This is a genomic window from Betaproteobacteria bacterium (assembly GCA_016720065.1).
Lineage (GTDB): Bacteria > Pseudomonadota > Gammaproteobacteria > Burkholderiales > Rhodocyclaceae > SSSZ01.
Map to the genome: position 1 here is coordinate 1,384,716 of JADJXY010000002.1, position 23,766 is coordinate 1,408,481.

General features: G+C 67.1%; 22 protein-coding genes. 12 read left to right on the plus strand and 10 right to left on the minus strand.

The genetic code is table 11. The annotated features are described in order from the left end of the window. Positions 1 to 29: 29 nt before the first annotated feature. Positions 30 to 770, minus strand: coding sequence for an acetoacetyl-CoA reductase (gene phbB, locus IPM73_09585; GenBank protein MBK8918281.1), 741 nt, complete (start codon positions 768 to 770; stop codon positions 30 to 32). A gap of 3 nt (positions 771 to 773) precedes the next feature. Beyond that, positions 774 to 2,510 (minus strand): class I poly(R)-hydroxyalkanoic acid synthase, encoded by a 1,737-nt coding sequence (gene phaC / locus IPM73_09590; protein MBK8918282.1) that lies wholly within the window; start codon positions 2,508 to 2,510, stop codon positions 774 to 776. Between the two features lie 119 nt (positions 2,511 to 2,629). On the opposite strand from phaC, the gene IPM73_09595 reads away from it, so the two are divergent. After that, entirely contained in the window at positions 2,630 to 2,848 is a 219-nt protein-coding gene (locus tag IPM73_09595; GenBank protein ID MBK8918283.1) for a hypothetical protein, read from the plus strand. Here IPM73_09595 and IPM73_09600 read toward each other — a convergent pair. Genes IPM73_09600 through rluD form a run of 3 tightly spaced genes read right to left on the minus strand, consistent with a single transcriptional unit; the run spans position 2,789 to position 5,275 of the window. After that, positions 2,789 to 3,559: a ZIP family metal transporter gene (locus tag IPM73_09600; GenBank protein MBK8918284.1), complete on the minus strand. Its 771-nt coding sequence runs from the start codon at positions 3,557 to 3,559 to the stop codon at positions 2,789 to 2,791. The genes IPM73_09595 and IPM73_09600 overlap by 60 nt on opposite strands. A gap of 29 nt (positions 3,560 to 3,588) precedes the next feature. Then, entirely contained in the window at positions 3,589 to 4,329 is a 741-nt protein-coding gene (pgeF, locus tag IPM73_09605; GenBank protein MBK8918285.1) for a peptidoglycan editing factor PgeF, read from the minus strand. Beyond that, the gene (gene rluD, locus IPM73_09610; GenBank protein MBK8918286.1) at positions 4,319 to 5,275 is read right to left on the minus strand and encodes a 23S rRNA pseudouridine(1911/1915/1917) synthase RluD; all 957 of its coding nucleotides are present in this window, start codon (positions 5,273 to 5,275) and stop codon (positions 4,319 to 4,321) included. Before rluD ends, pgeF begins: the two co-directional genes overlap by 11 nt. A gap of 1 nt (position 5,276) precedes the next feature. Between rluD and IPM73_09615 the strand changes: the two genes are divergently transcribed. Further along, positions 5,277 to 6,128 (plus strand): outer membrane protein assembly factor BamD, encoded by an 852-nt coding sequence (locus IPM73_09615; GenBank protein ID MBK8918287.1) that lies wholly within the window; start codon positions 5,277 to 5,279, stop codon positions 6,126 to 6,128. A 167-nt stretch (positions 6,129 to 6,295) separates the two neighbouring features. On the opposite strand, the gene IPM73_09620 is transcribed toward IPM73_09615, so the two are convergent. From IPM73_09620 to rmuC, 3 genes are read right to left on the minus strand one after another with little or no spacing between them, the layout of a single operon-like run. Continuing rightward, positions 6,296 to 8,665 (minus strand): HDOD domain-containing protein, encoded by a 2,370-nt coding sequence (locus IPM73_09620; protein MBK8918288.1) that lies wholly within the window; start codon positions 8,663 to 8,665, stop codon positions 6,296 to 6,298. Next, on the minus strand, positions 8,662 to 9,114 hold the full coding sequence (locus tag IPM73_09625; protein MBK8918289.1) for a DUF3293 domain-containing protein: 453 nt from the start codon (positions 9,112 to 9,114) through the stop codon (positions 8,662 to 8,664). Before IPM73_09625 ends, IPM73_09620 begins: the two co-directional genes overlap by 4 nt. Then, the gene (gene rmuC / locus IPM73_09630; GenBank protein ID MBK8918290.1) at positions 9,098 to 10,435 is read right to left on the minus strand and encodes a DNA recombination protein RmuC; all 1,338 of its coding nucleotides are present in this window, start codon (positions 10,433 to 10,435) and stop codon (positions 9,098 to 9,100) included. Before rmuC ends, IPM73_09625 begins: the two co-directional genes overlap by 17 nt. A gap of 511 nt (positions 10,436 to 10,946) precedes the next feature. On the opposite strand from rmuC, the gene IPM73_09635 reads away from it, so the two are divergent. Further along, entirely contained in the window at positions 10,947 to 12,743 is a 1,797-nt protein-coding gene (locus tag IPM73_09635; protein ID MBK8918291.1) for a PAS domain S-box protein, read from the plus strand. Next, a complete protein-coding gene (locus IPM73_09640) occupies positions 12,740 to 13,384 on the plus strand; it encodes a response regulator transcription factor (protein ID MBK8918292.1) in 645 nt (214 codons plus the stop codon). The genes IPM73_09635 and IPM73_09640 overlap by 4 nt, the downstream gene beginning before the upstream one ends. A gap of 33 nt (positions 13,385 to 13,417) precedes the next feature. Here IPM73_09640 and IPM73_09645 read toward each other — a convergent pair whose 3' ends face one another. Beyond that, positions 13,418 to 16,549, minus strand: coding sequence for a PAS domain S-box protein (locus tag IPM73_09645; GenBank protein ID MBK8918293.1), 3,132 nt, complete (start codon positions 16,547 to 16,549; stop codon positions 13,418 to 13,420). Between the two features lie 217 nt (positions 16,550 to 16,766). On the opposite strand from IPM73_09645, the gene IPM73_09650 reads away from it, so the two are divergent. Genes IPM73_09650 through IPM73_09660 form a run of 3 tightly spaced genes read left to right on the plus strand, consistent with a single transcriptional unit; the run spans position 16,767 to position 18,558 of the window. Then, positions 16,767 to 17,168: a hypothetical protein gene (locus tag IPM73_09650; GenBank protein MBK8918294.1), complete on the plus strand. Its 402-nt coding sequence runs from the start codon at positions 16,767 to 16,769 to the stop codon at positions 17,166 to 17,168. A gap of 6 nt (positions 17,169 to 17,174) precedes the next feature. Beyond that, positions 17,175 to 18,131, plus strand: coding sequence for a diguanylate cyclase (locus tag IPM73_09655; GenBank protein MBK8918295.1), 957 nt, complete (start codon positions 17,175 to 17,177; stop codon positions 18,129 to 18,131). Positions 18,132 to 18,150: 19 nt separating this feature from the next. Next, a complete protein-coding gene (locus tag IPM73_09660; GenBank protein ID MBK8918296.1) occupies positions 18,151 to 18,558 on the plus strand; it encodes a response regulator in 408 nt (135 codons plus the stop codon). Here the strand turns inward: IPM73_09660 and gloB are convergent. Next, entirely contained in the window at positions 18,555 to 19,310 is a 756-nt protein-coding gene (gloB, locus tag IPM73_09665) for a hydroxyacylglutathione hydrolase (protein ID MBK8918297.1), read from the minus strand. The genes IPM73_09660 and gloB overlap by 4 nt on opposite strands. Positions 19,311 to 19,338: 28 nt before the next feature. On the opposite strand from gloB, the gene IPM73_09670 reads away from it, so the two are divergent. The 5 genes from IPM73_09670 (at position 19,339) to IPM73_09690 (ending at position 23,475) form a co-directional block, all read left to right on the plus strand. Further along, positions 19,339 to 20,058: a methyltransferase domain-containing protein gene (locus tag IPM73_09670; GenBank protein MBK8918298.1), complete on the plus strand. Its 720-nt coding sequence runs from the start codon at positions 19,339 to 19,341 to the stop codon at positions 20,056 to 20,058. Next, on the plus strand, positions 19,964 to 20,503 hold the full coding sequence (gene rnhA / locus IPM73_09675) for a ribonuclease HI (protein ID MBK8918299.1): 540 nt from the start codon (positions 19,964 to 19,966) through the stop codon (positions 20,501 to 20,503). Before IPM73_09670 ends, rnhA begins: the two co-directional genes overlap by 95 nt. Continuing rightward, positions 20,500 to 21,231: a DNA polymerase III subunit epsilon gene (gene dnaQ / locus IPM73_09680; GenBank protein ID MBK8918300.1), complete on the plus strand. Its 732-nt coding sequence runs from the start codon at positions 20,500 to 20,502 to the stop codon at positions 21,229 to 21,231. The genes rnhA and dnaQ overlap by 4 nt, the downstream gene beginning before the upstream one ends. Positions 21,232 to 21,378: 147 nt before the next feature. Further along, complete coding sequence (locus tag IPM73_09685; GenBank protein ID MBK8918301.1) at positions 21,379 to 22,803, plus strand: coniferyl aldehyde dehydrogenase; 1,425 nt, start codon at positions 21,379 to 21,381, stop codon at positions 22,801 to 22,803. A 15-nt stretch (positions 22,804 to 22,818) separates the two neighbouring features. Beyond that, a complete protein-coding gene (locus tag IPM73_09690; protein ID MBK8918302.1) occupies positions 22,819 to 23,475 on the plus strand; it encodes an RluA family pseudouridine synthase in 657 nt (218 codons plus the stop codon). Positions 23,476 to 23,766: the final 291 nt, after the last annotated feature.

The following is a 23,766-nucleotide window of genomic DNA, read 5'->3' on the forward strand; positions in this document are numbered from 1 at the left end:
GAGTTTGTTGCGAGTGAAAAATACGGCGGTCAGACCATGTGCTGGCCACCGTTGATGGAAATGTTGGCGCCCGTGACGAAGGCCGCCTCGTCGGAGGCCAGGTAGGCCACCAGCCCGGCGATTTCTTCCGGCTTGCCCAGTCGTGCCACCGGAATCTGCGGCAGTATCTTGGAATCCAGAATGTCCTGGGCGATGGCCGTCACCATATTGGTGCCGATATAGCCCGGCGAGATGGTGTTGACCGTCACCCCGGACTTGGCAACCTCCAGGGCCAGCGCCTTGGTGAAGCCGTGCATGCCGGCCTTGGCCGCGGAGTAGTTGGTCTGGCCGAAAGCGCCTTTCTGGGCATTGACCGAAGACACATTGACCACCCGCCCCCACTTGCGCTCGACCATGCCGTCCATGACCTGCTTGGTCATGTTGAAAACCGAATCCAGATTGGTGTGGATGACGGCGTCCCAGTCGGCCTTGCTCATTCTCTTGAAGGTCATGTCCCGGGTGATGCCGGCGTTGTTGACCAGCACGTCGATGGGGCCGACCTCCCGGGAGACCAGCTCGACGCAGGCCTGACAGGAATCGAAATCGGTCACGTCGCAGGAATAGGCCTTGAAACCGTGGCCCAGATTGTTCATGGCCTGGAGCCACTCGCCGACCCGGGTGTTGCCCTGGGTGTAGGTGGCGACCACCTTGTAGCCCAGGGCGGCGAGCTTGAGGCAAATCGCCTCACCCAGCCCCCCCGTTCCACCCGTAACCAGCGCAACCCTTGGCATGGCTCAGACCGCCCGTTCGCGCACGTAGCGCCCCGGGGCCGGCTCCAGGGCCTTGTAGCTGGCGTTACCCAATTTGGCGCGGGCCGCCCGGGGCTCCCCGGCATGGGCTTGCAACCAGGCTGTCCAGTCATTCCACCAACTGCCCCTTTTCTCCTCGGCGACGGCGAGCCAGGCTTCGGCGTCGCCCTTCACGTCCTCATTGACCCAATAGCTGCGCTTGTTCTTGCTGGCCGGGTTGATGACCCCGGCGATATGGCCCGAGGCCCCCAGGACGAAGCGCACCGGCCCGCCCAGGAGGCGCGTGCTCTGGTAGGCCGAATGCCAGGGCACGATATGGTCCTCGCGGGTGGCCAGCAGATAGACCGGCATATCCACCCGCCCCAGATCGACCCGGGCGCCGCACACGCTGAGCTTGCCGGGCACGCGCAGGGAATTGTCGTGGTACAGGTTGCGCATGTACCAGCAGGCAAAAGGCCCTGGCAGGTTGGTGGAATCGCCGTTCCAGTACAGGAGATCGAAGGCCTGCGGCTTCTGGCCCTTGAGGTAGTTCTGGGTAACGTAATTCCACACCAGGTCGTTGGCGCGCAGGAAGGAAAAGGTATTCTGCAAATCCCGGGCGGGCAGGAGCCCCCCCTTGCCGATGCTGGCTTCCCGGGCGGCGAGGCCCTGCTCGTCGATGAACAGGCCGATTTCTCCGGTATCGGAAAAATCGAGCAGCGTGGTCAGCAGGGTAAGCGAGGCGACGATGTCCTCATCGCGGGAGCGCAGGACGGCCAGGGCCGTGGTCAGGAGGGTACCGCCGACGCAGAAGCCCAGGGCGTTGACCTGGGCGGTACGGCAGATGTCCTTGGCCAGGTGCAGCGCCGTGATGGGACCGTTCTCGATGTAGTCGTCCCAGGTCAGATGGGCCTGCTCTTCCTTGGGATTGCGCCAGGAAACGAGGAAAACCGTGTTGCCCTGCTCGACCATGAAGCGCACCAGGGAATTCTCCGGCTGGAGATCCATGACGTAAAACTTGTTGATGCAGGGCGGCACCACCACCAGGGGGCGGCTGCCCACCTTGGGACTGAGCGGCGCGTACTGGATGAGCTGCATCACCTCGTTCTCGAAGACCACCGCACCGGCACTGGACGCGATGTTGCGGCCCACCTCGAAGACCGATTCATCGGTCATCGAAATGCGCCCCTTCTCCAGGTCGGCGATGAGGTTGTTGATGCCGTTGGTGATGCTCTGGCCCTTGGTCTCCAGGGCGTGCTTGATGAATTCCGGATTGGTGGCGGCGAAATTGGACGGCGCCAGGGCATCGGTAATCTGGCGAGCGAGGAAACGCATCTTGTCGCGGGAGCGGTCACTCTCGGCCGGCAGCACGTCGATCAGGTCGCGCAGATACTTGGTATTGAGGAGATAAGCCTGGTGCAGGTAATCGAAGACCGGGCTCTCCCGCCATTCGGGCGCCGCAAAGCGACGGTCGCCGGGCTCGGGTGCCACCTTGAAGCCTTCATCAGCCGCCGGCGCCGCACCCCGGGCCAGGATGGCCTGCCACAGGCGAGCGTGCTGATCCAGGTAGGCCTTCTGGAGATCAGACATGGCCTTGGGGTCGGCGGGAAGCTTCGCCGCTGTGGGAGCGTCGCCCGCCTGGGCAACGAAATTCATGAACTGCTGCGCTGCGTTCTGGCTCGCCTGCATGAACTGCATGGCCGCACCGAGGAAAGCGTCGTTTTTATTCGATCCCTGCGACATGGGGGCTCTCGCGTCTGAAGCTGAAGACATTTTGGGGGAGTTGAGCCCCGGGATTCTCCATTCCCGCCGGACCCCTGTCAATGCGTGGGTCCCGATATGAGGCGCCCTATAATCGGCCCATGTACATCGTCGCCATCGCCTGGCTCTACGTCACCCTCCTGGTCGCCGCCATGGAACACACCCTGCTGGCGGGGGTGATGGGTTTCTGCTTCTACGGCCTGCTGCCCGTCGCCCTGCTGCTCTGGCTGGGCGGTTTTTCCAGCCGCCGCCGTCGCCGCCTACTCGCCAACCAGGGCCCGAACCCCCGCGATGCTGAGAACACCAAGGGCGATCAGTGAAACCTGCTGCAGGGTGGCCTTCAACTCCGGGCGCCGGTGCAGGCCGGGAATGAGGTCGGCCACCGCGACGTAGAGCATGCTGGCGGCGGCGAGCCCCAGCAATTGCGGAATCCACTCCCGCACGGAGGACAGGGCGAAATAGGCCAGCAGCGCCCCCACCAGGGTGGCCAGACTGGACAGCAGGTTGAAGAGCAAGGCCCGCAGCCGGCTGTAACCCGAGTGGAGAAGAATCAGGTAGTCGCCGACTTCCTGGGGAATTTCGTGGGCGATGATGGCCAGGGCGGTGACGATGCCGAGTTGGGTGCTTTCCAGGAAGGCCGCCGCGATGAGGATGCCGTCCACGAAGTTGTGGAAGGTGTCCCCCACCAGGATGAGCAGGCCTGAACGTCCGTGGTCGTGGTTGGGCGGCCGGGCGTCGTGGGCCTCGCAGTGGTCGTGGTGACAGTGGCGCCAGAGCACCAGTTTTTCCAGGATGAAGAAAGCCAGAATGCCCAGCAGGATGGTCTTCGCCAGGGCATGGACGTCGCCGCCGTGCTCAATGGCGTGGGGCAGGATTTCCAGGAACACAGCCCCCAGGAGCGCCCCGATGGCGTAGGAGATGAGGACGCCGACACTGGCTCCACCAGCCGCCAGGGTCATGGCCGCGGCTGCGCAGACGCTCAGGGCGCCGCCGGCAAAGGTGGCGAGGATGATCCAGGCGAGGGTGCTCAAGGCAGGCGGTCCGGGACGAAAGGCGCGGATTATACGCCCGGCGCGGCGAGCCAGATGAAGCTTCCCTGGCGCCCGGAAACGCCATCACGGCGGTGGGAGAAAAAACGCTCCGGCTGGGCCGCCGTGCACTGTCCGCCGCCGTAGATCGCCTCGACTCCCGCCGCGGCGAGACGCCGCCTCGCCAGGCGCTCCAGATCGGCGAGCCACTTGCCGCCCGGAGCCGGGGCAAAGGCCTCCTGCGCTCCCGCATCGAGGGCCGCAAACGCCTGCCGCACCTCATCCCCCACTTCAAAATGCGCGGCGCCGATGGCGGGGCCGATCCAGGCCAGGCACTCCTCGCCGGGGCGGGCCAGCGCCGCGACACCAGCCTCGATCACTCCGGCGGCGAGACCCCGCCAGCCGGCGTGGACGGCGGCCACCGCGCTTCCGCCGCGCTCACAGAGCAGAATCGGCAGGCAATCGGCCGTCATCACGGCGCACACCAGGCCGGGGCGGAAGGCCACCGCACCGTCAGCCACCACGCCGGGCCGGGCGCTCGCCGCGTCCACCACCCCGGTCCCGTGCACCTGCTTGAGCCACAGGGCGGGCCCCGGCAAGCGGGCCTGGACGCGCTCCCGATTGCGGCGCACCGCCGCGGCATCATCCCCGACGTGGTCCCCCAGGTTGAGGCTGGCGTAAGGTCCGACGCTCACTCCGCCGTCCCGGGTGGTCTGCAAGGCTCGCACCGCGGGGGGCGCCGGCCAGTCCGGAACGATCCAGTCAGGCGCCACGCAGCGTCTCCAGAAGCGCGTTGAAATCCCCGGGCAGGGGACTCTGCCATTCCAGGCGCGCCCCACTGACCGGATGGACCAGTCCCAGGCGAGCCGCGTGCAGGGCCTGGCGCTGGAAGGCCGGCAGTTTCTGCTCCCCCCGGCCATAGACCGGATCCCCCACCAGGGGATGGCCGATGGACGCCATATGGACGCGGATCTGATGCGTGCGCCCGGTTTCCAGGGAACACTCGACCAGGGTGCAGCGGGCAAAGCGTTCCACAACCCGGTAGCGCGTCAGGGCCGGCTTTCCGCCCCGCCCCTCGCTCACCACCGCCATGCGGGTCCGCTGTACGGGATGGCGGCCGATGGGGACCTCGACCTGACCGTCCCGCTCCAGGCGTCCCGCCGCCACCGCCAGATACTGACGCTTGACGCTGCGGGCCTGAAGTTGCCGCACCAGATCGGTCTGGGCGTTGAGGCTGCGGGCCACCACCAGCAGGCCGCTGGTCTCCTTGTCCAGCCGGTGCACGATGCCCGCCCGGGGAACTTCGGCCAGTTCGGGACAGCGGTGCAGCAGGGCATTCATCAGGGTGCCGCTCCAGTTGCCGCTGCCGGGATGGACCACCAGGCCCGCGGGCTTGTCGATCACCAGCAAGGCCTCGTCCTCGAACACCACGGCGAGGGGGATGTCCTCGGGCATGCCGGCCGCCGCCTGGGCATCCACCCCGGGCAGGAGGACCAGAGCCTCGCCGCCTTTCAGACGGCGTTTGCCTTCCGCCTCGATAGCGCCATCCAGCGTCACCCGTCCCTCCCTGATCCAGGCCTGCAGACGGGCCCGGGAGTGTTCGGGCAGGAGTTCGGCCAGAACCTGGTCGAGGCGGCGGCCTGCGGCGGAATCCGGGGCGATCAGGCGGTGAACGGCGATTGGGCTATAATCGCCGCCGTTTTCCACGGAAATATTCATGATGCGCAGTGTAGCCGCATTCACCCCCCCGATCGCCCCCCTGCTCGCCTCCACCTTCGCCCCCCTCCTGCGCCGCCTGTCGGTCGTATTCCTGGCCTGTTTCATCGCCGGCTGCAGCCTTCTGCCCGAGGTCAAGGACGAAACCGCCGGCTGGTCCGCCTCCAAGCTCTACAACGAGGCGCGGGACGCTCAGGCCGATGGGGCCTGGGAAAAGGCCGCCAAGCTCCTGGAAAAACTGGAGGCCCGCTTTCCCTATGGCCGCTATGCGCAGCAGGCCCAGCTCGAACTGGGGTACGTCTACTGGAAGGGTGCCGAACCCCTGGCGGCCATCGCCGCCTGCGACCGCTTCATCAAGCTGCACCCCAATCACCCGGCGGTGGATTATGTGTATTACCTCAAGGGTCTGGTCGGATTCAACGAGGATCAGGGCCTCCTGGGCTATCTGAGCGATCAGGATCCCAGCGAACGGGATCCCAAGTCGGCCAAGGAGTCCTTCGAGGCCCTGAAGGAACTGGTGGCGCGTTTCCCCGACAGCAAATACACGCCGGATGCCATCCAGCGCATGAACTACCTGGTCAATGCCCTGGCCTCCCAGGAAGTCCACGTGGCCCGCTACTACTTCAAGCGCGGTGCCTACATCGCCGCCGCCAATCGTTCCCAGGTCGCCCTGAAATCCTATTCCGGCGCGCCGGCACTCGAAGAAGCCCTCTTCATCATGGTCATTTCCTACGACAAGCTGGGCATGACCGAACTGCGCGACGATGCCGACCGGGTCATGCGCAAGAACTTCCCCAACAGCCGCTATTACAAGGAAGGCCTGGAGCGCAAGACGCCCTGGTACAAGCTCTGGTAGGCCCTAGTAGTCAGTCAGATAGGTTCAGCTATGTTCGGCACGCCCCGCATCCCCGCTCGCGTTGTCGCTCATCCTCGCCATAGCATCGGCTATGGCTGCGGTTCGCTTCGCGCGATCGGGGCGCGGAGACGCGCCTCGGCATCGACGCAAACCTATCTGACTGACTACTAGCCCCCCTGCTTGATGGCCAGGACGGCCTGATTGCGCAGGGTGCGCAACAGAGAAAGCTCCCGGTCCGGCAGCACGATCTGGCCGGCGCGATCCTGATCGGCGTAGATGAGCGCCACCGGCGCCCCCTTGATATTGAGGGGAAAGAGCACGAAGCTCCGGGCGGGAACGGCCTTGCGGTACCACGCCGGGATGCGCGGGGCGATCTTGGGATCGTCGATGTCGCTGATCAGAAGATCCACCCCCTTGGATGTCGCAGCGTGGAAAATGTCCGGCGTGAAGGAGAGGGAAAAGCGGAAGGCCTTGGCCACCTCGTTGGCGTCCGGACCGAAGCCGAAGCGGCCCTGCATGGTGCCCGCGCGGGCATCCTTGATGCACAGGATCACGCGCTTGAAGCCCATGGCGCGGTACATGGTCTCCAGGATGATGCGCAGGATGTCGTTGAGCTTGTAGCCATCGACCAGGGTATTGCTGATGTCCTGGATGCCGGCGGCCAGAATGGCCTGGGCGTCCTCCCCGGCCGGCGCGTCGCCGCCGTTCGCGGCAGCTTCGGCACTGTACAGGCCGCGCTCCCCCAGGATGGTATCGTCGGCCGCCGTGTCGTCCGCTGCCGGCGCTTCGCCCCCGCGGTCGAGGAACTGCCGCATCTGGCGGCCGAAAGCGGTCTGCTGCACTCCCAGGTGCACGATGCGGGCAAACTCCCCCACCTGTTCGATGGAGCGACCCATCGCCTCCTCGACCTCCTTCTTTTCCAGGCCGACCGCAGGACCGAAGCGCCCCAGGGCCTTCTTCAGTTCCCGTTCCCGGGCCTCCGGTCCCGCCTGGGCGATGACCGCGCACAATTCGTTGGCCATGCCCGACAGCACCTGGAGGCGACCCTCCTGGTCGGCCGGCTTCTTCACCGGCCCGGCGGGCAGCTTGCGCATGGAATTGACGATGAGGGGCGGGAAGCCCCACTGCCGGGCGATGGCCAGTCCGAGATCCTCGAAGCCGATGCCGAGAACCCGCAGCGCCGCCTGCTCCTCGCTCAGTTCCCCCTGGCCGGCCAGCAGACGGATTTCGTCGCTTTCGTCGGGAAAGTAATACTGGGACAGCAGGCGCCCCAGGTTGTGGAACAGGGCACAGATGAAGGTCTGCTCCAGGTCCTTCATCTGGGCCGCAGTCCCCAGGTCCCGGGCCAGGATGCCGGCCAGATTGGCACGCAGGAATTCCTCCTTCAGGAGATTGGCGTTGCCCTTGTTCTGCAGATGCTCGAAGAGCAGGACGGTCACGGCGATATTGCGCACCGCCTCGAAGCCCAGGACGATGACCGCCCGGGACACCGTACTGATGTTGCCGCCGCCGGCCGGGCGGAAATAGGCGGAATTGACGAAGCGCAGCAGCTTGTTGGTCAGGGCGAAGTCCTTGAGGATGGAATTGGACAGTTTGCTGATGCTTTCCCGCTCGCTGTTGGCGATCTTGTTGATGGCGCTGACCGACTCCGACAGGGCCGGAAAATCGCTCTTGTGCCGCATGCGGCGCAGGAGGAAGTCCAGGGTGGCCTGCCGCCCCTCGCCCCGGGGCGCCACTTCTTCGCCCGGATCCAGGTAGGCATCCAGCGCCTCGCCGAACTGGGCAGCGCTCTGGTAGCGCAACTCCGCATCCCGGGACAGGGCCTTGTGCACGAGCGCGGCGAGGCGGCCATCGACGCCGCCTTGCGGCAGGCGCAGGTCGGTATCGACGATGCGCCGCAGGACGGCCGGTGTTTCCCCGGCCCCTGCCGCCCGTTCGCCCGTCAGCAGTTCGTACAGGATGAGGCCGGCGGCAAAGACATCGCCCCGCAGCGTGACCTTGTGCTCGGCAATGTACTCGGGCGCCATGTAGGCCGGCGTACCGCTGTACTGATCCTCCCCTTCTCCGTTGCCGGCAAGGCGCGCGGCAATGCCGAAATCCATGACCCGCGGGGTACTGTCCTCGTCCAGCAGGATGTTGGCGGGCTTGAGGTCGCGATGGACGATGCCCTGGCGATGGGCGTGCTCCAGGGCATCGAGCACCGGGCGCAGGAGGCCCACCGCCCGGGCTGGCGGCAGGGCTCCGCTGGCCTTGAGAAAGGCAGCCAGGGTCGTCCCAGGCACATATTCGAACACCAGGTAAGGATCGCCTCCCTGTTCCCCCGCCTCGAAAATGGGCACCAGATTGGGATGGCGCAAGCGCCCCACCGTGCGCGCTTCCTGCAGCAGCGCCGCCGCCTGTCCGGGCGCGGCCCCGGAGAGATGCAGCGTCTTGATGGCCACTTCGCGCTGCAGTTGGGGATCGAATCCCAGATAGACGACGCTCTGGGCCCCGCGTCCCAGTTCCCGCCGCAGCTCGAAACGCCCGATCTTGCTCATCGATCCTCGCTCTCATCGCCGTCCACCGCCGCCGTGATCCACACCAGCCGGGGCACGCCGTCGGCCGCGCCGCACACCAGGGCGTTCTGCCCGAAGCGCGCCGCCAGTCCACGGGCTGCGTCTGCCCGGAGGCCGGTCACGAAGCAGCTCTCCTCCGCCGGCCAGCCGGCATGGTCGGCCACGTTCTCGGCCGTGTAGGGTTCCAGGCCCATTTCCAGCAGGGCGACTTCCAGGGCCGCCTGACGCACCCGGTTTTCCGCCTCGGCCAGTCTTTTTGAGGCCGGGTTGCAGGCCGTCAGCACCGCCCAGTCCGCGGCGCCCTCGCCGGCCAGCCAGGCGGCCAGCGTTCCGTCCGGGGTGCCGATGCGCAGTTCCCGCACGCCGCCGGGCAGGAACACGCGATAGCGGGTCGCCCGGTAGGCGGCGTCGAGTTCACTCCGCGTCGGCATCGAAATCCGCCTCGCCGATGAGGCGTTCGCTTTCCGCCACCGGCAATGCCTCCACTTCCTTCAATTTCCTGGACAGCACGCGGGTGCGGGTTTCCGCCTTGCCGATGCTGCTGCTCGCTTCCTCCAGTTTCTTGCGCGTGTGGGCCAGGGCCTCGCCGAACTTGCCGAACTCGGTCTTCACGGCGCCGAGGATGGCCCAGACTTCCGCCGAACGCTGTTCGATGGCCAGGGTACGGAAACCCATCTGCAAGCTGTTGAGCAGGGCGGCCAGGGTGGTCGGCCCGGCCAGGCTCACCCGCCACTCGCGCTGCAGGGTCTCGCTGAGTCCCGGCCGGCGCAGGGCCTCGGCGTAGAGCCCTTCCACCGGCAGGTAGAGGATGGCGAAGTCGGTGGTATGGGGCGGCGCCACGTATTTTTCCCGGATGCTGCGGGCTTCGGCCTTGAGGCGCCCCTCGATGGCCCGGGCGGCGTCGTCCATGGCCGGGGCGTCGCCCCGCTCCTGCGCGTCCAGGAGGCGCTGCCAGTCCTCGATGGGGAATTTGGCGTCCAGGGGCAGCCAGACCTGGGCGCCATCGTCCTTGCCCGGCAGGCGGATGGCGAAATCGACCCGTTCCGCGCTGCCCGGCCGCGTCGCCACGTTGGCGGAGAACTGATCCGCGGTGAGCAACTGTTCCAGCAGGGCCGCCAGTTGAACCTCGCCCCAGGTACCGCGCGTTTTCACATTGGTCAGCACGCGCTTCAGATCGCCCACCCCCACCGCCAGGGTATGCATCTCCCCCAGGCCGCGATGGACCTGCTCCAGGCGGTCGCTGACCAGCTTGAAGGATTCCCCCAGACGCTGCTCCAGGGTGGCGTGCAGTTTCTCGTCCACCGTCTGGCGCATGGCTTCCAGCTTGGCGGCGTTGTCCGCCTGAAGGGCGGTGAGCCGGCCCTCCACCGCCGCCTTGAGGCGCTCGAAGCGCTCGTCCAGCCCCAGGGAAAAACGGTTGAGCTCCCGGGCAAAGCCTTCCAGACGCTCTCCTTGCAGGGCGCCCAGGCCGGTAAGCTGGGACGAGACGGTCTGGCTCAACTGGGTCGCCGAGCGGGCCTGCTCTTCGCGGTCGCGAAAGGCGGCGTCGGCGTCTTCTCGCCGGGCGCGAGCGAGTTCTTCCCGCAGTTCCCGTTCCAGGCGTTCGAGGGCGCGGGCCTGGGTTTCCAGCGTGGCGGAGAGGGTTTCGGCCAGTTGCGCATCGCGCGCCCCGGCCCGCCGCAGGGTCCAGACCTGGAGCGCAAGCACGCCCAGCACAGCCACCAAGATCGCCAGTTCCACACCCGTTGCCATGTCGCTTCCCCGAACGGGCATGGATCGAAACCATCCCCGGTGTTGCCACGCCCTGCCGCGCCGCCCTCCCCCCCGCCCTGTGCACCGTAGTGCCGCAGGGCGGGACGAACCACGCGCCGCGCCATCCAGGACGATGGGCGCGATTCTGACAGATCGCAACCCGTTGCTCCAGCCGCAAAGGCCCACAGGCCGGGCTTCGGGAATATCGAAGGACCGGCCCCGGGTTGTTCCGATTGGTGCATGCCCGCCGATGGCCGACAATCCGGGCTTCACGAATCAAGGGGGGCGCGTCCTCCAGTCCCGGCCACAGGGCGGGGGGGGCGTGGGTCCGGAACAGGAACCAGGGCCGACAAATGTTGTCTTCACAGTACAGACCCGATCGGATCGGGCGACAGGTTTCAAGATGCAGGAAGGGCATCGCCCAATGTGACCCCGGGTGTGTTTCGTCCTTGGCCCAGCGAGGGGTGAGCCAGGCAGCGCAGCATGGCCGTCGCCGCTCGGAAAGGCTCCTGTGATCGGCCCCCACGGTTTCCTCGACAGTTCTTCGACCCGCTTCGTCGGCGCCCTGGCGCTGCCGGGCCTCGCCATGGCAATCGAGCTCACCTTCTGGGACACGCTGCGCCCCTTTGCCTGGGTGCTCTTTTACCCGGCGGTCTTCGTCGCGGCGCTGATCGGTGGACTCTGGGGCGGTGTGGCGGCCACGCTGCTGGCCACCGCCCTGGCCGGTTTCTATCTGGTCCCCGCTCAGGTGGCGGAGGCGCCCCCCGAAGCGGCGCTGGGCGTCCAGATGGCGATCTTCGCGGCGACCGGCATCCTGTTCAGTGTTTTCTCCCACCGCCTGAGCCAGAAGGAAAGGCTTGCAGAACGCCTCGCCGGCAACCTTCGCCACCGCAGGCTGTTCGAGCAGTCCCGGGCCGGGATCGTCTATCTCGACGGCAAGGGCCGCTACCAGGACGCCAATCCGGCTTTCTGCGCACTGACCGGCTACACCCGGGACGAACTCCTGGGGCTGGATGCCTACCGCGTCGTCGATGGGGCCGATCACGCCCGTCTGCGCGACTACCTGGCCAGTGCCCGGGCGTCCGACGGGCTCACCACCCGCTGGCGCCTGCGCCGCCGGGACGGTCAGCCGGCGGAGGTGGAGGCCATCATCTCCCGCGAGGGCGATGGAAGCACCATGGCCGTGGTCCACGACGTCAGCCAGCGCCTGCATTACGAGCAGAATCTGCACGCGGCCCATACCCTCAGCCAGGCGGTGCTGGACTCGGTTCCCGCCCAGATGGCCGTGATCGACCGCGAGGGGGAGATCGTCGCCACCAACGAATCCTGGCGGGAATTCGCCCTGCACCACTGCGCCGACGCCGGCCAACTGGCGGGGATTTTGGTTGGGGCGAATCTCCTCGACGCCTGCCGGGCGGACCACGACGGCGACAACTGGGTGTATACGGGCATTCTCGAAGTGCTGCACGGGCGCACCGAGCAGTTCCGGGGCGAGTGCCGCTGCGAATCTCCCGCGGGGGACGTCCTGTGGTTCGCCATGACCGTGACGCCCGTCGCCTTCCCGGCCGGCGGCGCGGTGGTGGCCTACCACGATATCAGCGACATCCACCACGCGAAGGACGCCGAGCATCTGGCCCTGTGCCAGGTGAAGACCCTGGCCGCCCGGCAGCTCGTCTTTCAGGAAGAAGAGCGCCTCGCCCTTTCCCGCGAGCTGCACGACCACGTCGGCCAGGACCTGGCCGCCCTGGAACTGGCCCTGGACCAGTGCGCCCGCCACATGGGGTCGGCGCCCAAAGCCCAGGCTGCGCTCTGGGAGGCGCGCCTCACGGTCAAGTCCATCCTGGAAGCGACGCGCGACATCTCCCGCCGCCTGCGTCCGCCCCTGCTGGATGACCTGGGACTGGCCGCGGCCCTGCGCTGGCACATCGACAAGCTGCCGCGCGCCGACGTCGTGGGCATACGCCTGGACGACGGGATCGGCGCCGCCCGCTTCCGTCCGGACGTCGAACTGGCCGCTTTCCGCATCGCCCAGGAGGCCCTGTCCAACGCCCTGCGTCACGCCCGCGCCCAGGAAATCCATGTCTGCCTGGAGTTCGACGCGACCGGCCTCGGCCTGCGCGTCCGCGATGACGGCGTCGGCTTCGTGGCGGAAGAGGCCCTGGAACGCTCCCGCCGCCTCAATTCCCTCGGCCTCCTGGGCATGCGGGAACGGGTCGCCACCGTCGGCGGCCGTTTCCGCATAGAATCCAGACCAGGAGCCGGAACCGAAGTCGCCACCCTTTTTTACGCTCCCCCTACCCTGCAATGACGCCCATCCGCATCCTGGTCGCCGACGACCACAACCTTGTCCGAGCCGGAATCCTGCGCCTTCTGAACGAAGTCGCCGATTTCGAGGTGGTCGCTGATACCGCCGACGGCGCCGAGGCCATCGACCTGGCCTGCCGCCTGCAGCCCGACGTCGCCCTGCTCGACATCGCCATGCCGGGCATCACCGGTTTGCAGGCCCTGGAAAAGATCGTCAGCACCAACCCGGCCATCCGGGTCATCATCCTGACCATGTACGACACCGAGGAGCACGTCATTTCGGCCATGCGCCTGGGGGCCTCCGGTTTCGTGCTGAAAAACGCCGCCCCCCAGGAAATGGAACTGGCCATCCGCGCCGTGCTGGCGGGCGGAACCTGGCTTCCGGCGGCCATTTCCCGTCCGGTGGTGGACGCCTACCTGGAACGGGTGCAGACCTCGGATACCCGGGATGGCCTCACCCCCCGCCAGCGGGAAGTGCTCAAGATGATCGCCGAGGGCATGCGCACCAAGGAAATCGCCTTCAGCCTGGGCGTCAGCGTCAAGACCATCGAGACCTACCGCGCCCAGATCATGAACCGCCTGGGTATAGGCGACATTCCCGGACTGGTGCGTTACGCCATCCGGCGCGGACTTTCGGAACTCTGAGCCTTACGCCGGCTTCAGCCCGGCCAGCAAGCTTCAGTGACTGGGTTCCCGCCGCGCGCTGCGGCGCGATCCGTCCAGCCAGCCCAGCAGGGTCACGAATAGATCCTCCGGTTCCACCGGCTTGGCCAGGTGGTCGTCCATGCCGGCGGCCAGGCAGCGTTCGCGATCCTCGGCAAAGGCATTGGCCGTCAGGGCGACGATGGGCACGCGGCCGCCGGAGGGAAGCTCCCGGATACGCCGCGTCGCTTCAAGGCCGTCCATCTCCGGCATGTACATGTCCATGAGGATCAGGTCGTAGGCAAAACTCTGCGCCATCCTGAGCGCTTCAGCCCCGTTGGGTGCCACGTCGATGCTGAAATCGAGATCCCCCAGGAGGTCCACCAGGACTTCCTGATTGATCTCGTTGTCTTCAGCCAGGAGCACACGGGCGCCGGCGTGCTCCCGGCGCAGGCGGGCCGCTGCAACTTCTCCCGGCGCATCGTCGCCCACCAGGCGCAGCTCAGGCGTCTGCCCGGCGAGGGCGCTGCCGCGCTCGAAGGTGGCGACGAACCAGAAGGTACTCCCCTCCCCCGGGGCGCTGTCGACGCCAAGCTCACCCTCCATCAGCCGTGCCAGCCGCTGGCAGATGGCCAGCCCCAAACCCGTGCCGCCGTAGCGGCGGGTGGTGCTGGAATCCGCTTGCTCGAAGGCCTCGAACAGGCGCACCCGGTCGTCCGGCGCGATGCCGATACCCGTGTCGTTGACGGCGAAGCGCAGGCGCACCCGGTCGCCCCGGTCCTCGACCATGTCGGCCCGGAGCCGGATGCCGCCGGAGGCGGTGAATTTGATGGCGTTGCTGATGAAGTTGCTCAGGATCTGGTTGAGCCGCAGGGCGTCCCCTTGCAGGTTGAAGGGGATGCGCGGATCGATTTCGCGGCTGAAGGTGAGTCCCTTCTCCTCGATGCGCTGTCCGGCGATGGAGTAGAGGCTGGCGAAGACAGCATGCACGCTGAATCCCGCGCGCTCCAGGGTGAGTTTGCCGGCTTCGATCTTGGACAGGTCCAGAATGTCGTTGATGATCGCCAGCAGGTGGGTGGCCGCCCCCTGGATCTTGCCCAGTTGTTCCAGGGCCTTGGGCGATTCGACATCACGCTGCAACAGGTGGGTCAAGCCGATGATGGCACTCATGGGGGTGCGGATTTCGTGGCTCATGTTGGCCACGAAGGCGCTCTTGCTGCGGCTCGCCGCCTCCGCCACCTCCTTGGCGGCCCGCAGTTCCCCGGCCTGGGCGGCGAGGGCGTCGTTGAGCGCCATGACCTGTCTTTCCCGCTCGCGCGATTCACTGATGTCGAAGACGGTCGCCAAGGAATGCCTGAATACGCCATCGGCGTCGAACACAGCCCGGGAATTGAGGATCACCGGCAGGCGGCTCCCGTCCTGCCGCAGGAGGTCATACTCCACGCCACGGACTTCACCCGTGCTTTGCAGCCGGGCGAAGTTCTCCCGCAAAATTTCCCGCTGCTCCGGCGCGACGAGGTCGGCGAAGGCCATGCGGCCCTCGACTTCTTGCCGGGCGTAGCCCAGCCAGGCCAGTTCGGTGTCGTTGATGCGGATGACCTGGCCCGCCGGGTCGAGGGAGTGGTAGCCGCAGGGAGCGTCGTGATAGAGGGCGACGATTTCTGCATTGCAGGCATCCACGGTACGACGGGCCTCGTGCCACTGGCGGGTGCGCTCCTCGACCAGAACTTCGAGATGATTGCGGTAGGCGTCGAGTTCGCTCCCCATGCGCTCCTTCTCGCTGATGTCTTCCTCGATGCCGACGTAGTGGGAAACGCTGCCGTCGGGCAGGCGCAGGGGAGAGATGTGGGCGAAGCAACTGCACAGCGATCCGTCCTGGCAGCGATTGACGAATTTGCCCGACCAGGACTCCCCCCGCAGCAGGGTGGCCCAGAGGTCAGCATGGAGCGCAGGCGGTGTCGACTCGGAGCGCAACAGGGAAACCTTGCGACCCACGGCCTCGGCAGGGGCGTAACCGAACAGTGCGCTGAAGGCCGGATTGACGTAGGTGATGATCCCATCGAGGTCGGTCACCACCACCGGATTGGGGTTCTGGGCCACGACGCGGGCCAGCTTCGCCGCCTGGCGCCCCTGCGCGGCCGCCAGGTTCTCGGCGACCTTCATGCGGCGCAGGACGACGATGCCGACGCCGGCCAACACCAGGAGCGCTAACAATATGCCCGCGGCCCGCTGTTGCCAATCGGCGAGGGCCTCGGCACGAGGGATCCCCGCCACCGCCACCCAGGGGTAGCCTGCCACACGATGGAAAACCTGTACCCGCTCGATGCCGTCGGCGGAGTCCGGCGCGACGACGGTGCCGCGATTCTCGCCGTTCAGCAGACGAAGCAGGACCGGATCGCTTCCTGCCTCTTCCCGCTTTTGCGCAAAGGGGTGGCGGATGACCGACTCGCCGCTGTCGGCGCGCCGCAGATGGACACTGGCCCCCCGGCCAAGCTCGGCCCGGGAGAAGATTCCCTGGACGAAATCCAGATCGAGGGTCAGGCCGACCGTGCCCAGAAAGCGCCCCGCCTCGTCCCGCACGGCCCGCGCCAGCATGACCGTGGGCCGCCCCGTGGTCCGGGCCACGATGACCCCGGAAATGTGCATGGACTGCCCAGGTTCGTCGCGGGAGCGCTGGAAGTAATCCCGGTCCGAGACATCGATATCGGCGACATCGGAGTCCGAGGCGTGACGCAGAACGCCTGCGGCATCGGTAAAGTAGTAGCCGCCCATTTCCTCGAACTTGCGATTGGTGGGAACAATGGCGGCAAGGCGTGCCTTCCATTCGCGGTCGTCGAAGCGTGCCTCGTAGATGGGGCGCGCCGCCGCGGCCAGGTCGTTCAATTCCCCCTCGGCCCGACGCAGGACGGCGTTGACCTGGGATTCCACCAGACCGGCCACGCCCCGCCCTCGCTGAGCGGCATGGTCCAGGGCATCGCGATGGTCTTGCGCCAGGAGAGAGGCCAAGAGCAGGGTGATTGCCCCCAGCAGCCCGGCAAAGACCAGGGCACGCCGACGGGGCGATGCGCCAAGCGTAGGCGCCGGGACAAAAAACCCTCCCTCGGCCGACGCTGCGGTCGTCGCGGAAGTCAGGCCTCCCGCCTGACGGGAGCTGCGGGTATTGGGCATCAATGTCCTCTGTGCCCTGCATATTGCGCCGCAGCAAATGGGAATGCATCGGGGATTTCCCCGAACCAATCCTCCAAATCCACTAGATTCCACAGTGGACACGACGTGAAGGCTTGGTTTGCCTCGATTTCTATCGACTACACCGGCCCAGGGCAGTGATAATCTATGCAAAAGGTCAGAGGTCGGGGTCAAGACCCCGCAATCGGAGAACGCCCACATGTTCAATTGGATAAGCGATGAATCGCGTCGCCTGGCAGAAGCGCTGCGGCACCGCGGAACCTGGTTCTTTATCGCCCTGCTCGCAGTTTTTTCCGGAATCGCCTACACGGTTTTCCGCTACGCCCTGCGCATGGACTTCCTGCTGCGCATCCACCATCTGGCCGGGGCCAGTTGTTCGGCCATGGACAACGGCACCATGCTGACCATCTTCTTTTCCTCCATCTTCTTCGGTCTGGCCCTCCTGGTGGCCTTCGGGGAACTAGCACGCCACTCGGATTTCTCCCGCCGTCACTCCCACGCCGAGGCCCGCTCGGCCGCCCTGCTCTGCGTGGGATGGATCGTCGTCGCCCTGGCCATAGGCGCGACCATGCTGGCCCTGCTGGTGCGTCACTGCGCCTGAGCCGGCATGAAAATCCTGGTCGTCGAAGATACCCGCAGCAATGCCGTCCTGCTGCGCGAAATCCTGCTGCGGCGCGGCGATAACGTCGTCCTGGCGGAAAGCGGCGCCCAGGCCCTCGCCGCTCATTCCAGCGCTGCCCCCGATCTGGTCCTGCTCGACGTCGTTCTACCGGACATGGACGGCTACGCCGTCGCGCGGCAGATTCGCCAGCGCGAGGCGGCCGGCCGCTGGACGCCCATCATTTTCCTTTCCGGCCTGACCTCGGACGCCGACCTGCAGCAGGGCATCGCCGCCGGGGGCGATGACTACCTCTTCAAGCCGGTGAGCGAAGTGGTCCTGGCCGCCAAGGTCGCCGCCATGCAGCGCATCGTGGGCATGCGCGACCAGCTCGTGGAGCTGGCTCGCCAACTGGATGCGGCCAACCGGGAACTGCATCTGCTGTCGACCCGAGACGGGCTCACCGGCATCGGCAACCGGCGCTTTTTCGACGAACTCCTGACTCGGGAGTGGGGCCGCGCCCTGCGCAACGGTGGCGAAGTCGGCCTCCTGCTGTGCGACGTCGATTACTTCAAGCGTTACAACGACACCTACGGCCATCAGGCGGGAGACCAATGCCTGCGCGCGGTGGCCGACGCCCTCGCCGGGGCCATCGGCCGCGCCTCGGACATCGTTGCCCGCTATGGAGGCGAGGAGTTCGTCGTCGTCCTGCCCGATACCAGCCTGGGCGGCGTGCTCTTCGTGGCCGAAAAGCTGCGCCATGGCGTCCATTGCCTGGCCATTCCGCACAGCGCGTCCGACAGGGGAACGGTCAGCATCAGCATCGGCATTGCCTCCACGGTTCCCGCCAAGGGCGATTCGCCCCGGGATCTGGTCGAACGGGCCGACCGGGCCCTCTACCGCGCCAAGCAGGGCGGCCGCGACCGGGTCTGCCGCTACGATCCCAATCTTGACCAGCCGGCCTGAAACGGCCAGACTTCTCCCCATGTCCCGAAAGCGCGCCACCGTCATGATCGTCGACGACAACGACATGATGCGCACCTTGTTGCGCGGCATCCTGCGCGCCGAGAATTACGAAGTCATCGCCGAAGCCCGCCACGGCGCTTCCGCCGTCGAACAGGCCCAGTTGCTCAAACCCCGCATCGTGTGCATGGACGTGGTCATGCCGGAGATGGACGGCCTGGAGGCCCTGCGGGAAATCAAGTCCGCCAATCCGGCCATCGACATCGTGATGATTACCGGCAACGCCTGCGGCGATACGGTGCAGGAAGCCATCCAGAACGGCGCCTCCGGCTTCATCGTCAAACCCTTCAACGCCGCCAAGGTCCTCGACACCCTGGAGCGCGTGCTGGCGGGAAAAACGCTCCGCCCCGCCGAACCCCCCGCCGCTTAAAACGTGTTTTTCCACTCCCGGATGGCGGCAAAGACGGCCACCGGGTCGCAGGCATCCGGCTGGCAGGCCTGGGCGGCGCGCACGACGTCCGGACAGGCACAGCGCAGGAAGGGGTTGGTTTCCCGTTCTTCGGCCAGATCCAGGGGTACGGTCGCGGCGCCCTGGGCCCGCAATACCGCCACCCGGGCCCGACGCCGGGCGATGGCGCCGTTGGCCGGCTCCACGGCGGCGGCAAACTCCAGGTTGGCGGCGGTGTATTCGTGGGCGCAATAAACACGGGTCGCTGCGGGCAATTCCGTGAGGTGTCGCAGCGAAGCCGCCATCTGCGCCGGCGTCCCTTCGAAGAGTCGGCCGCAGCCCGCACCAAACAGGGTGTCGCCCACGAAGGCGGCACCCGCCATGACGTAGGCGAGATGGCCCAGGGTATGACCGGGAACGGCCAACACGTCGAAGCCCTCGTCCAGCACGGTGATGCGCTCGCCCCCGCAAAGCGGCCGGTTGCACCCTGTGATAGACTCCGCCGCAGGGCCGAAGACGGTGGGATGCCAGCGTGCGGCGAGGGCTTCGACGCCCCCCTGGTGGTCCCCGTGGTGGTGGGTGACCAGGATGGCCTCCAGCACGAGTCCACGTCTTCTCAGGTGCTCGGCCACCGGTTCCGCATCGCCGGGATCGACGACCGCCGCCCGCTCGCCCCGCACCAGCAGCCAGATGTAATTGTCCCTGAAGGCGGGAATGAACGAAATTTCAAGCATGCCCGAACTATTGGCCGACACCCGCCGCCTGTCAATTCCGGGTCTCGCGGAATGGCTGGCCAGCCCCCAGGGCCGCTACGTGGCGGCCTGGGAGTCGGCGCGCATCGACGCCGTCGTGGCCGACGTGTTCGGCTTCAATGCCCTGCAGTTGGGCATGCCGGAGTGCGATTTCCTGCGGGCCAACCGCATTCCTCTGCGCCAGAAGGCCGGTGAGGCGGGGGCGGTGGATGTGCTGTGCGAACTCGATGCCCTACCCTTTTCTTCCCACAGCACCGATCTGGTCATCCTGCCCCATGTCCTCGAGTTCCACGCCGAGCCCCACGAAGTGCTGCGTGAGGTGGAGCGCATCCTCATCCCGGAGGGCCAAGTGGTGATCGTCGGATTCAATCCTCTCTCCCTGTGGGGCCTCAAGCGGCGCTATGCCGGGGAGCCGGACCGTTTTCCCTGGAACGGCACCTATCTGTCGCCCCTGCGGCTGCGGGACTGGCTGAAGCTCCTGGGCTTCGAAACCGACCGCGGCGCCTTTGGCTGTTACGTCCCCCCCTTCCGCCAGGCGACCTGGCTGCGGCGCTGGCGCTTCCTGGAACTCGCGGGGGACCGCTGGTGGGGCTTCGGCGGGGGCGTCTACCTGCTGCGGGCAGTGAAGCGCACCCATGGGCTGCGGCTCATCATGCCCAAGTGGAAGAAGACTCCGGCCGCAGCCCGCGCCCTGCGCCCGGTGGCCCAGCGGGAGATCCGCCTTGAGTGAATCCGTCGATATCTTCACCGACGGCGCCTGCCGCGGCAATCCCGGCCCCGGCGGCTGGGGGGCCATCCTGCGCCTGGGCGGGCGGGAAAAGGAACTCTGGGGCGGCGACCCGGCTACCACCAACAACCGCATGGAACTGACCGCGGTCATCCGCGCCCTGGAGGCGCTGAAACGCCCCGTGAGCGCCCGGGTGCATACCGATTCCCAGTACGTCATCAACGGCATCCGCACCTGGATTCACGGCTGGAAGCGCAACGGCTGGCGTACCACCGACAAGAAGCCGGTCAAGAACGCCGAATTGTGGCAGGCCCTGGAAGGCCTGACCGCGGGCCACACCCTGGAGTGGATCTGGGTGAAGGGCCACGCCGGCCATCCCGAAAACGAACGCGCCGACGCCCTGGCCAATCGGGGCATCGACGAACTCCCGAGGAAGGGGCAAACATGAGGCAAATCGTCCTCGATACCGAAACCACCGGCCTGGACCCTCGCCAGGGGCACCGCATCATTGAAATCGCCTGCCTGGAGATGGTCAATCGCCGCCTCACCGGCCGGCATCTGCACAAGTACGTGAACCCGGAACGAGATATCGACGCCGGGGCCGCGGCAGTCCATGGCATCACCCTCGACTTCCTGGCCGACAAGCCGCGCTTCGCCGACGTGGTGGACGAATTCCTGGAATTCATCACCGGCGCTGAGCTGGTGATCCACAACGCACCCTTCGACGTGGGCTTTCTCAACGCCGAACTCGACCTCCTGGGGCGGGTTCCGGTGGAAACCCTGTGCGCCGGGGTACGCGACACCCTGCGCCTGGCCAAGGACCTGCACCCAGGCAAGCGCAACAGTCTGGACGCCCTCTGCGAACGCTACGCCATCGACAATTCGGAGCGCACCCTGCACGGCGCCCTGCTCGATACGGAACTGCTGGCCGAAGTCTATCTGGCCATGACCCGCGGCCAGGACAGCCTCATCGTCGACAGCGATGACCCAGGCGAAGGCCGCGGTGCCGGGGCCGCCACCCGGCTGCGTCCCCGCGCGCCCCTGCTGGTGCGGCAGGCCAACGACGCAGAACTGGCGGACCACGCGCGCGTCCTGGCCACCATCGACAAGGAAACCAAGGGACAGTGCCTGTGGCTGAAGGCAGAGGCACCACAAGGCGCCGCGGACGCTACCTGAGCGCTCCGCTTCCCCTGCACCGCAAACGATGGGCATGACCGCCATGGCCCTTCCCCCCTCCCCCGCACCTGCCCCCGCCTTCCGGGCGCGGGCGGATTCTTGAGGCCCTGCGCCTCCCGCCACTTCCTCGACTCCAATCCGATCGCGATGCAGGACGACGCGCCGCTCACCACCCCCGCAGCCCTGACCGCGGCCTTCGCCCGCATCAAGGCTGGCGCCCGGGCCGAACCCAGTCCGTCCCGGGCCGTCCGCCACCGGCGGCTGGACGCCCTTTTCGCCCTGGTCCATGACCACCGCGAGGAATTCGCCAGCGCCATCACGCAAGACTTCGGCGCTCGACCGGCCCGGGAAACCCTTCTCCTGGAAGTCTTTCCCACCCTGGAAGCGCTGCGCCATGCCCGCCGCCATGTCGCCCGCTGGATGAAGCCGCGGCGGCGCCCCGTCTCCCCGTGGTTCCTGCCCGGCAGCGCCGAGACCCGGCCCCAGCCCCTGGGCTGCATCGGCGTCGTGGCCCCCTGGAACTACCCCCTCTATCTCACCGCGGCTCCACTGGCTTCCATCCTCGCCGCGGGAAATCGGGCCCTGCTCAAGTTTTCCGAAACCTCGCCGGCCACTGCCGCCCTGTTCGCCCGCCTGCTTCCCCGCTACTTCGAGTGCGACGAACTCGCCGTCGTGGGCGGAGAACTTGACCTCGCCCGCGCCTTCACCGCCCTGCCCTTCGACCACCTCCTGTTCACCGGTTCCGCTGCCGTCGGCAGACAGGTGATGGCCGCGGCGGCAGCCCATCTCACCCCGGTGACCCTGGAACTGGGCGGAAAGTCCCCCGCCCTCATCGCCCCGGGCTACCCCCTCGCCCACGCCGCCGCCCGCATCGTGATGGGCAAGTGCGTCAATGCGGGCCAGACCTGTATCGCACCGGACTACGTCCTGCTGCCCGCGGGGAGCGAAGAAGCGTTCCTGGCAGCCGCCCGCCGCGAGGTCCAGGCCGCCTACCCCAATTTCGCCACCAACCCGGACTATGGGGCCATTGTCAACGACCGCCATTTCCACCGCCTCGTTGGCGCCCTGGAAGAGGCCCGCGCCGCCGGCGCCCGGGTCGAACCCCTCATCCCGGGAGCGCAGCCCGATCCGGCGACCCGCCGCTTCCCCCCCACGGCGCTGCTGGGCGTTCCTGAGAATCTCTCGCTGATGCGGGAGGAAATCTTCGGCCCGCTGCTGCCCCTGGTTTCCTATCGCACCCTGGACGAGGCCGTCGCCTATATCGCCGCCCGGGACGCCCCCCTGGCCCTCTACCTGTTCGACCGGGACCGGCGTCGAGCCGACGCGGTCCTGGACGCCACCCGGGCCGGCGGCGTCACGGTCAACGACACCCTGCTGCATATCGCCCAGGACACCCTGCCCTTCGGCGGCGTCGGCGCCAGCGGCATGGGGCAGCTTCATGGTCAGGCGGGATTCCTGACCTTTTCCAAGGAGAAACCGGTTTTCCGCCAATCCCGCGTAAATGGCATGGCCCTGCTGAAGCCCCCCTACGGGCGCCGCTTCGACGCGCTGCTGCGCGTGCTCTTGCGCTGAGCCCCCGCACCCACCATGAATCCGGTTGCCGCCACCGTTTACCACCCTCCCCCGGACGATGGCGCCCCGCTCGTCTACCTTGACCACGACCTGGCGATTGCGGTAAAGCCCAGCGGCCTCCTGTCGGCCCCTGGCCGCGGCGCCGACAAGGCCGATTGCCTGATCGCGCGGCTGCACCGACTCCACCCCGAACTCCTGCTGGTCCACCGTCTGGACATGGACACCTCGGGGCTTCTCATCCTGGCCCGCCACCCCCAGGCCCAACGGGAACTCTCACGCCTCTTCCGGGAGAGGCAGGTGCACAAGCGCTACGAGGCGGTGGTCAGCGGGCGGGTGGCCGCGGACCAGGGCGAAATCGACCTCCCCCTGATCTGCGACTGGCCGCGGCGACCGCGGCAAAAAGTGGATATCGCAACGGGCAAGCCTTCACAGACACGCTTTCGCGTGCTCCGCCGCTACGCCGCCCCTCCCACCACGCGGCTCGAACTGGAGCCCGTCACCGGCCGTTCCCATCAACTCCGTGTGCATTGCCTCGCCCTCGGCCACCCCATCGTCGGCGACCCCCTCTACGGCACGGCCGCTGCGCGCCTGCTGCTGCATGCCAGTCGCCTGGCCTTCCCGCACCCCTGCAGCGGCGGCGCGCTGGACTTCGAGAGCACACCGCCGTTCTGATCACCTTGACCTTGAGCTAGACAGCGGGGCGATGGCCACGTCGGCCAAGCAAATCTCGTAGCGGGCGCGTAGCACCTCTTGCTGTAGACCAAGGGCAGCAGGCGATTGATGAGGTGCGTCGCTTCCAGAAGTTTGATGAATTTCTGCGCTGTCGGACGCTTGACCTTCAGATTGGCGCAGAGGTCGACCATGTCGAGCAGTTCATGCAGCACAGATGGGATGGCATCGTCCCCATCGTCTTTCCCCTGCCTTCGGCCCTGCGGGTCCATCGCCGCGTCGTGGCCGGCCTCA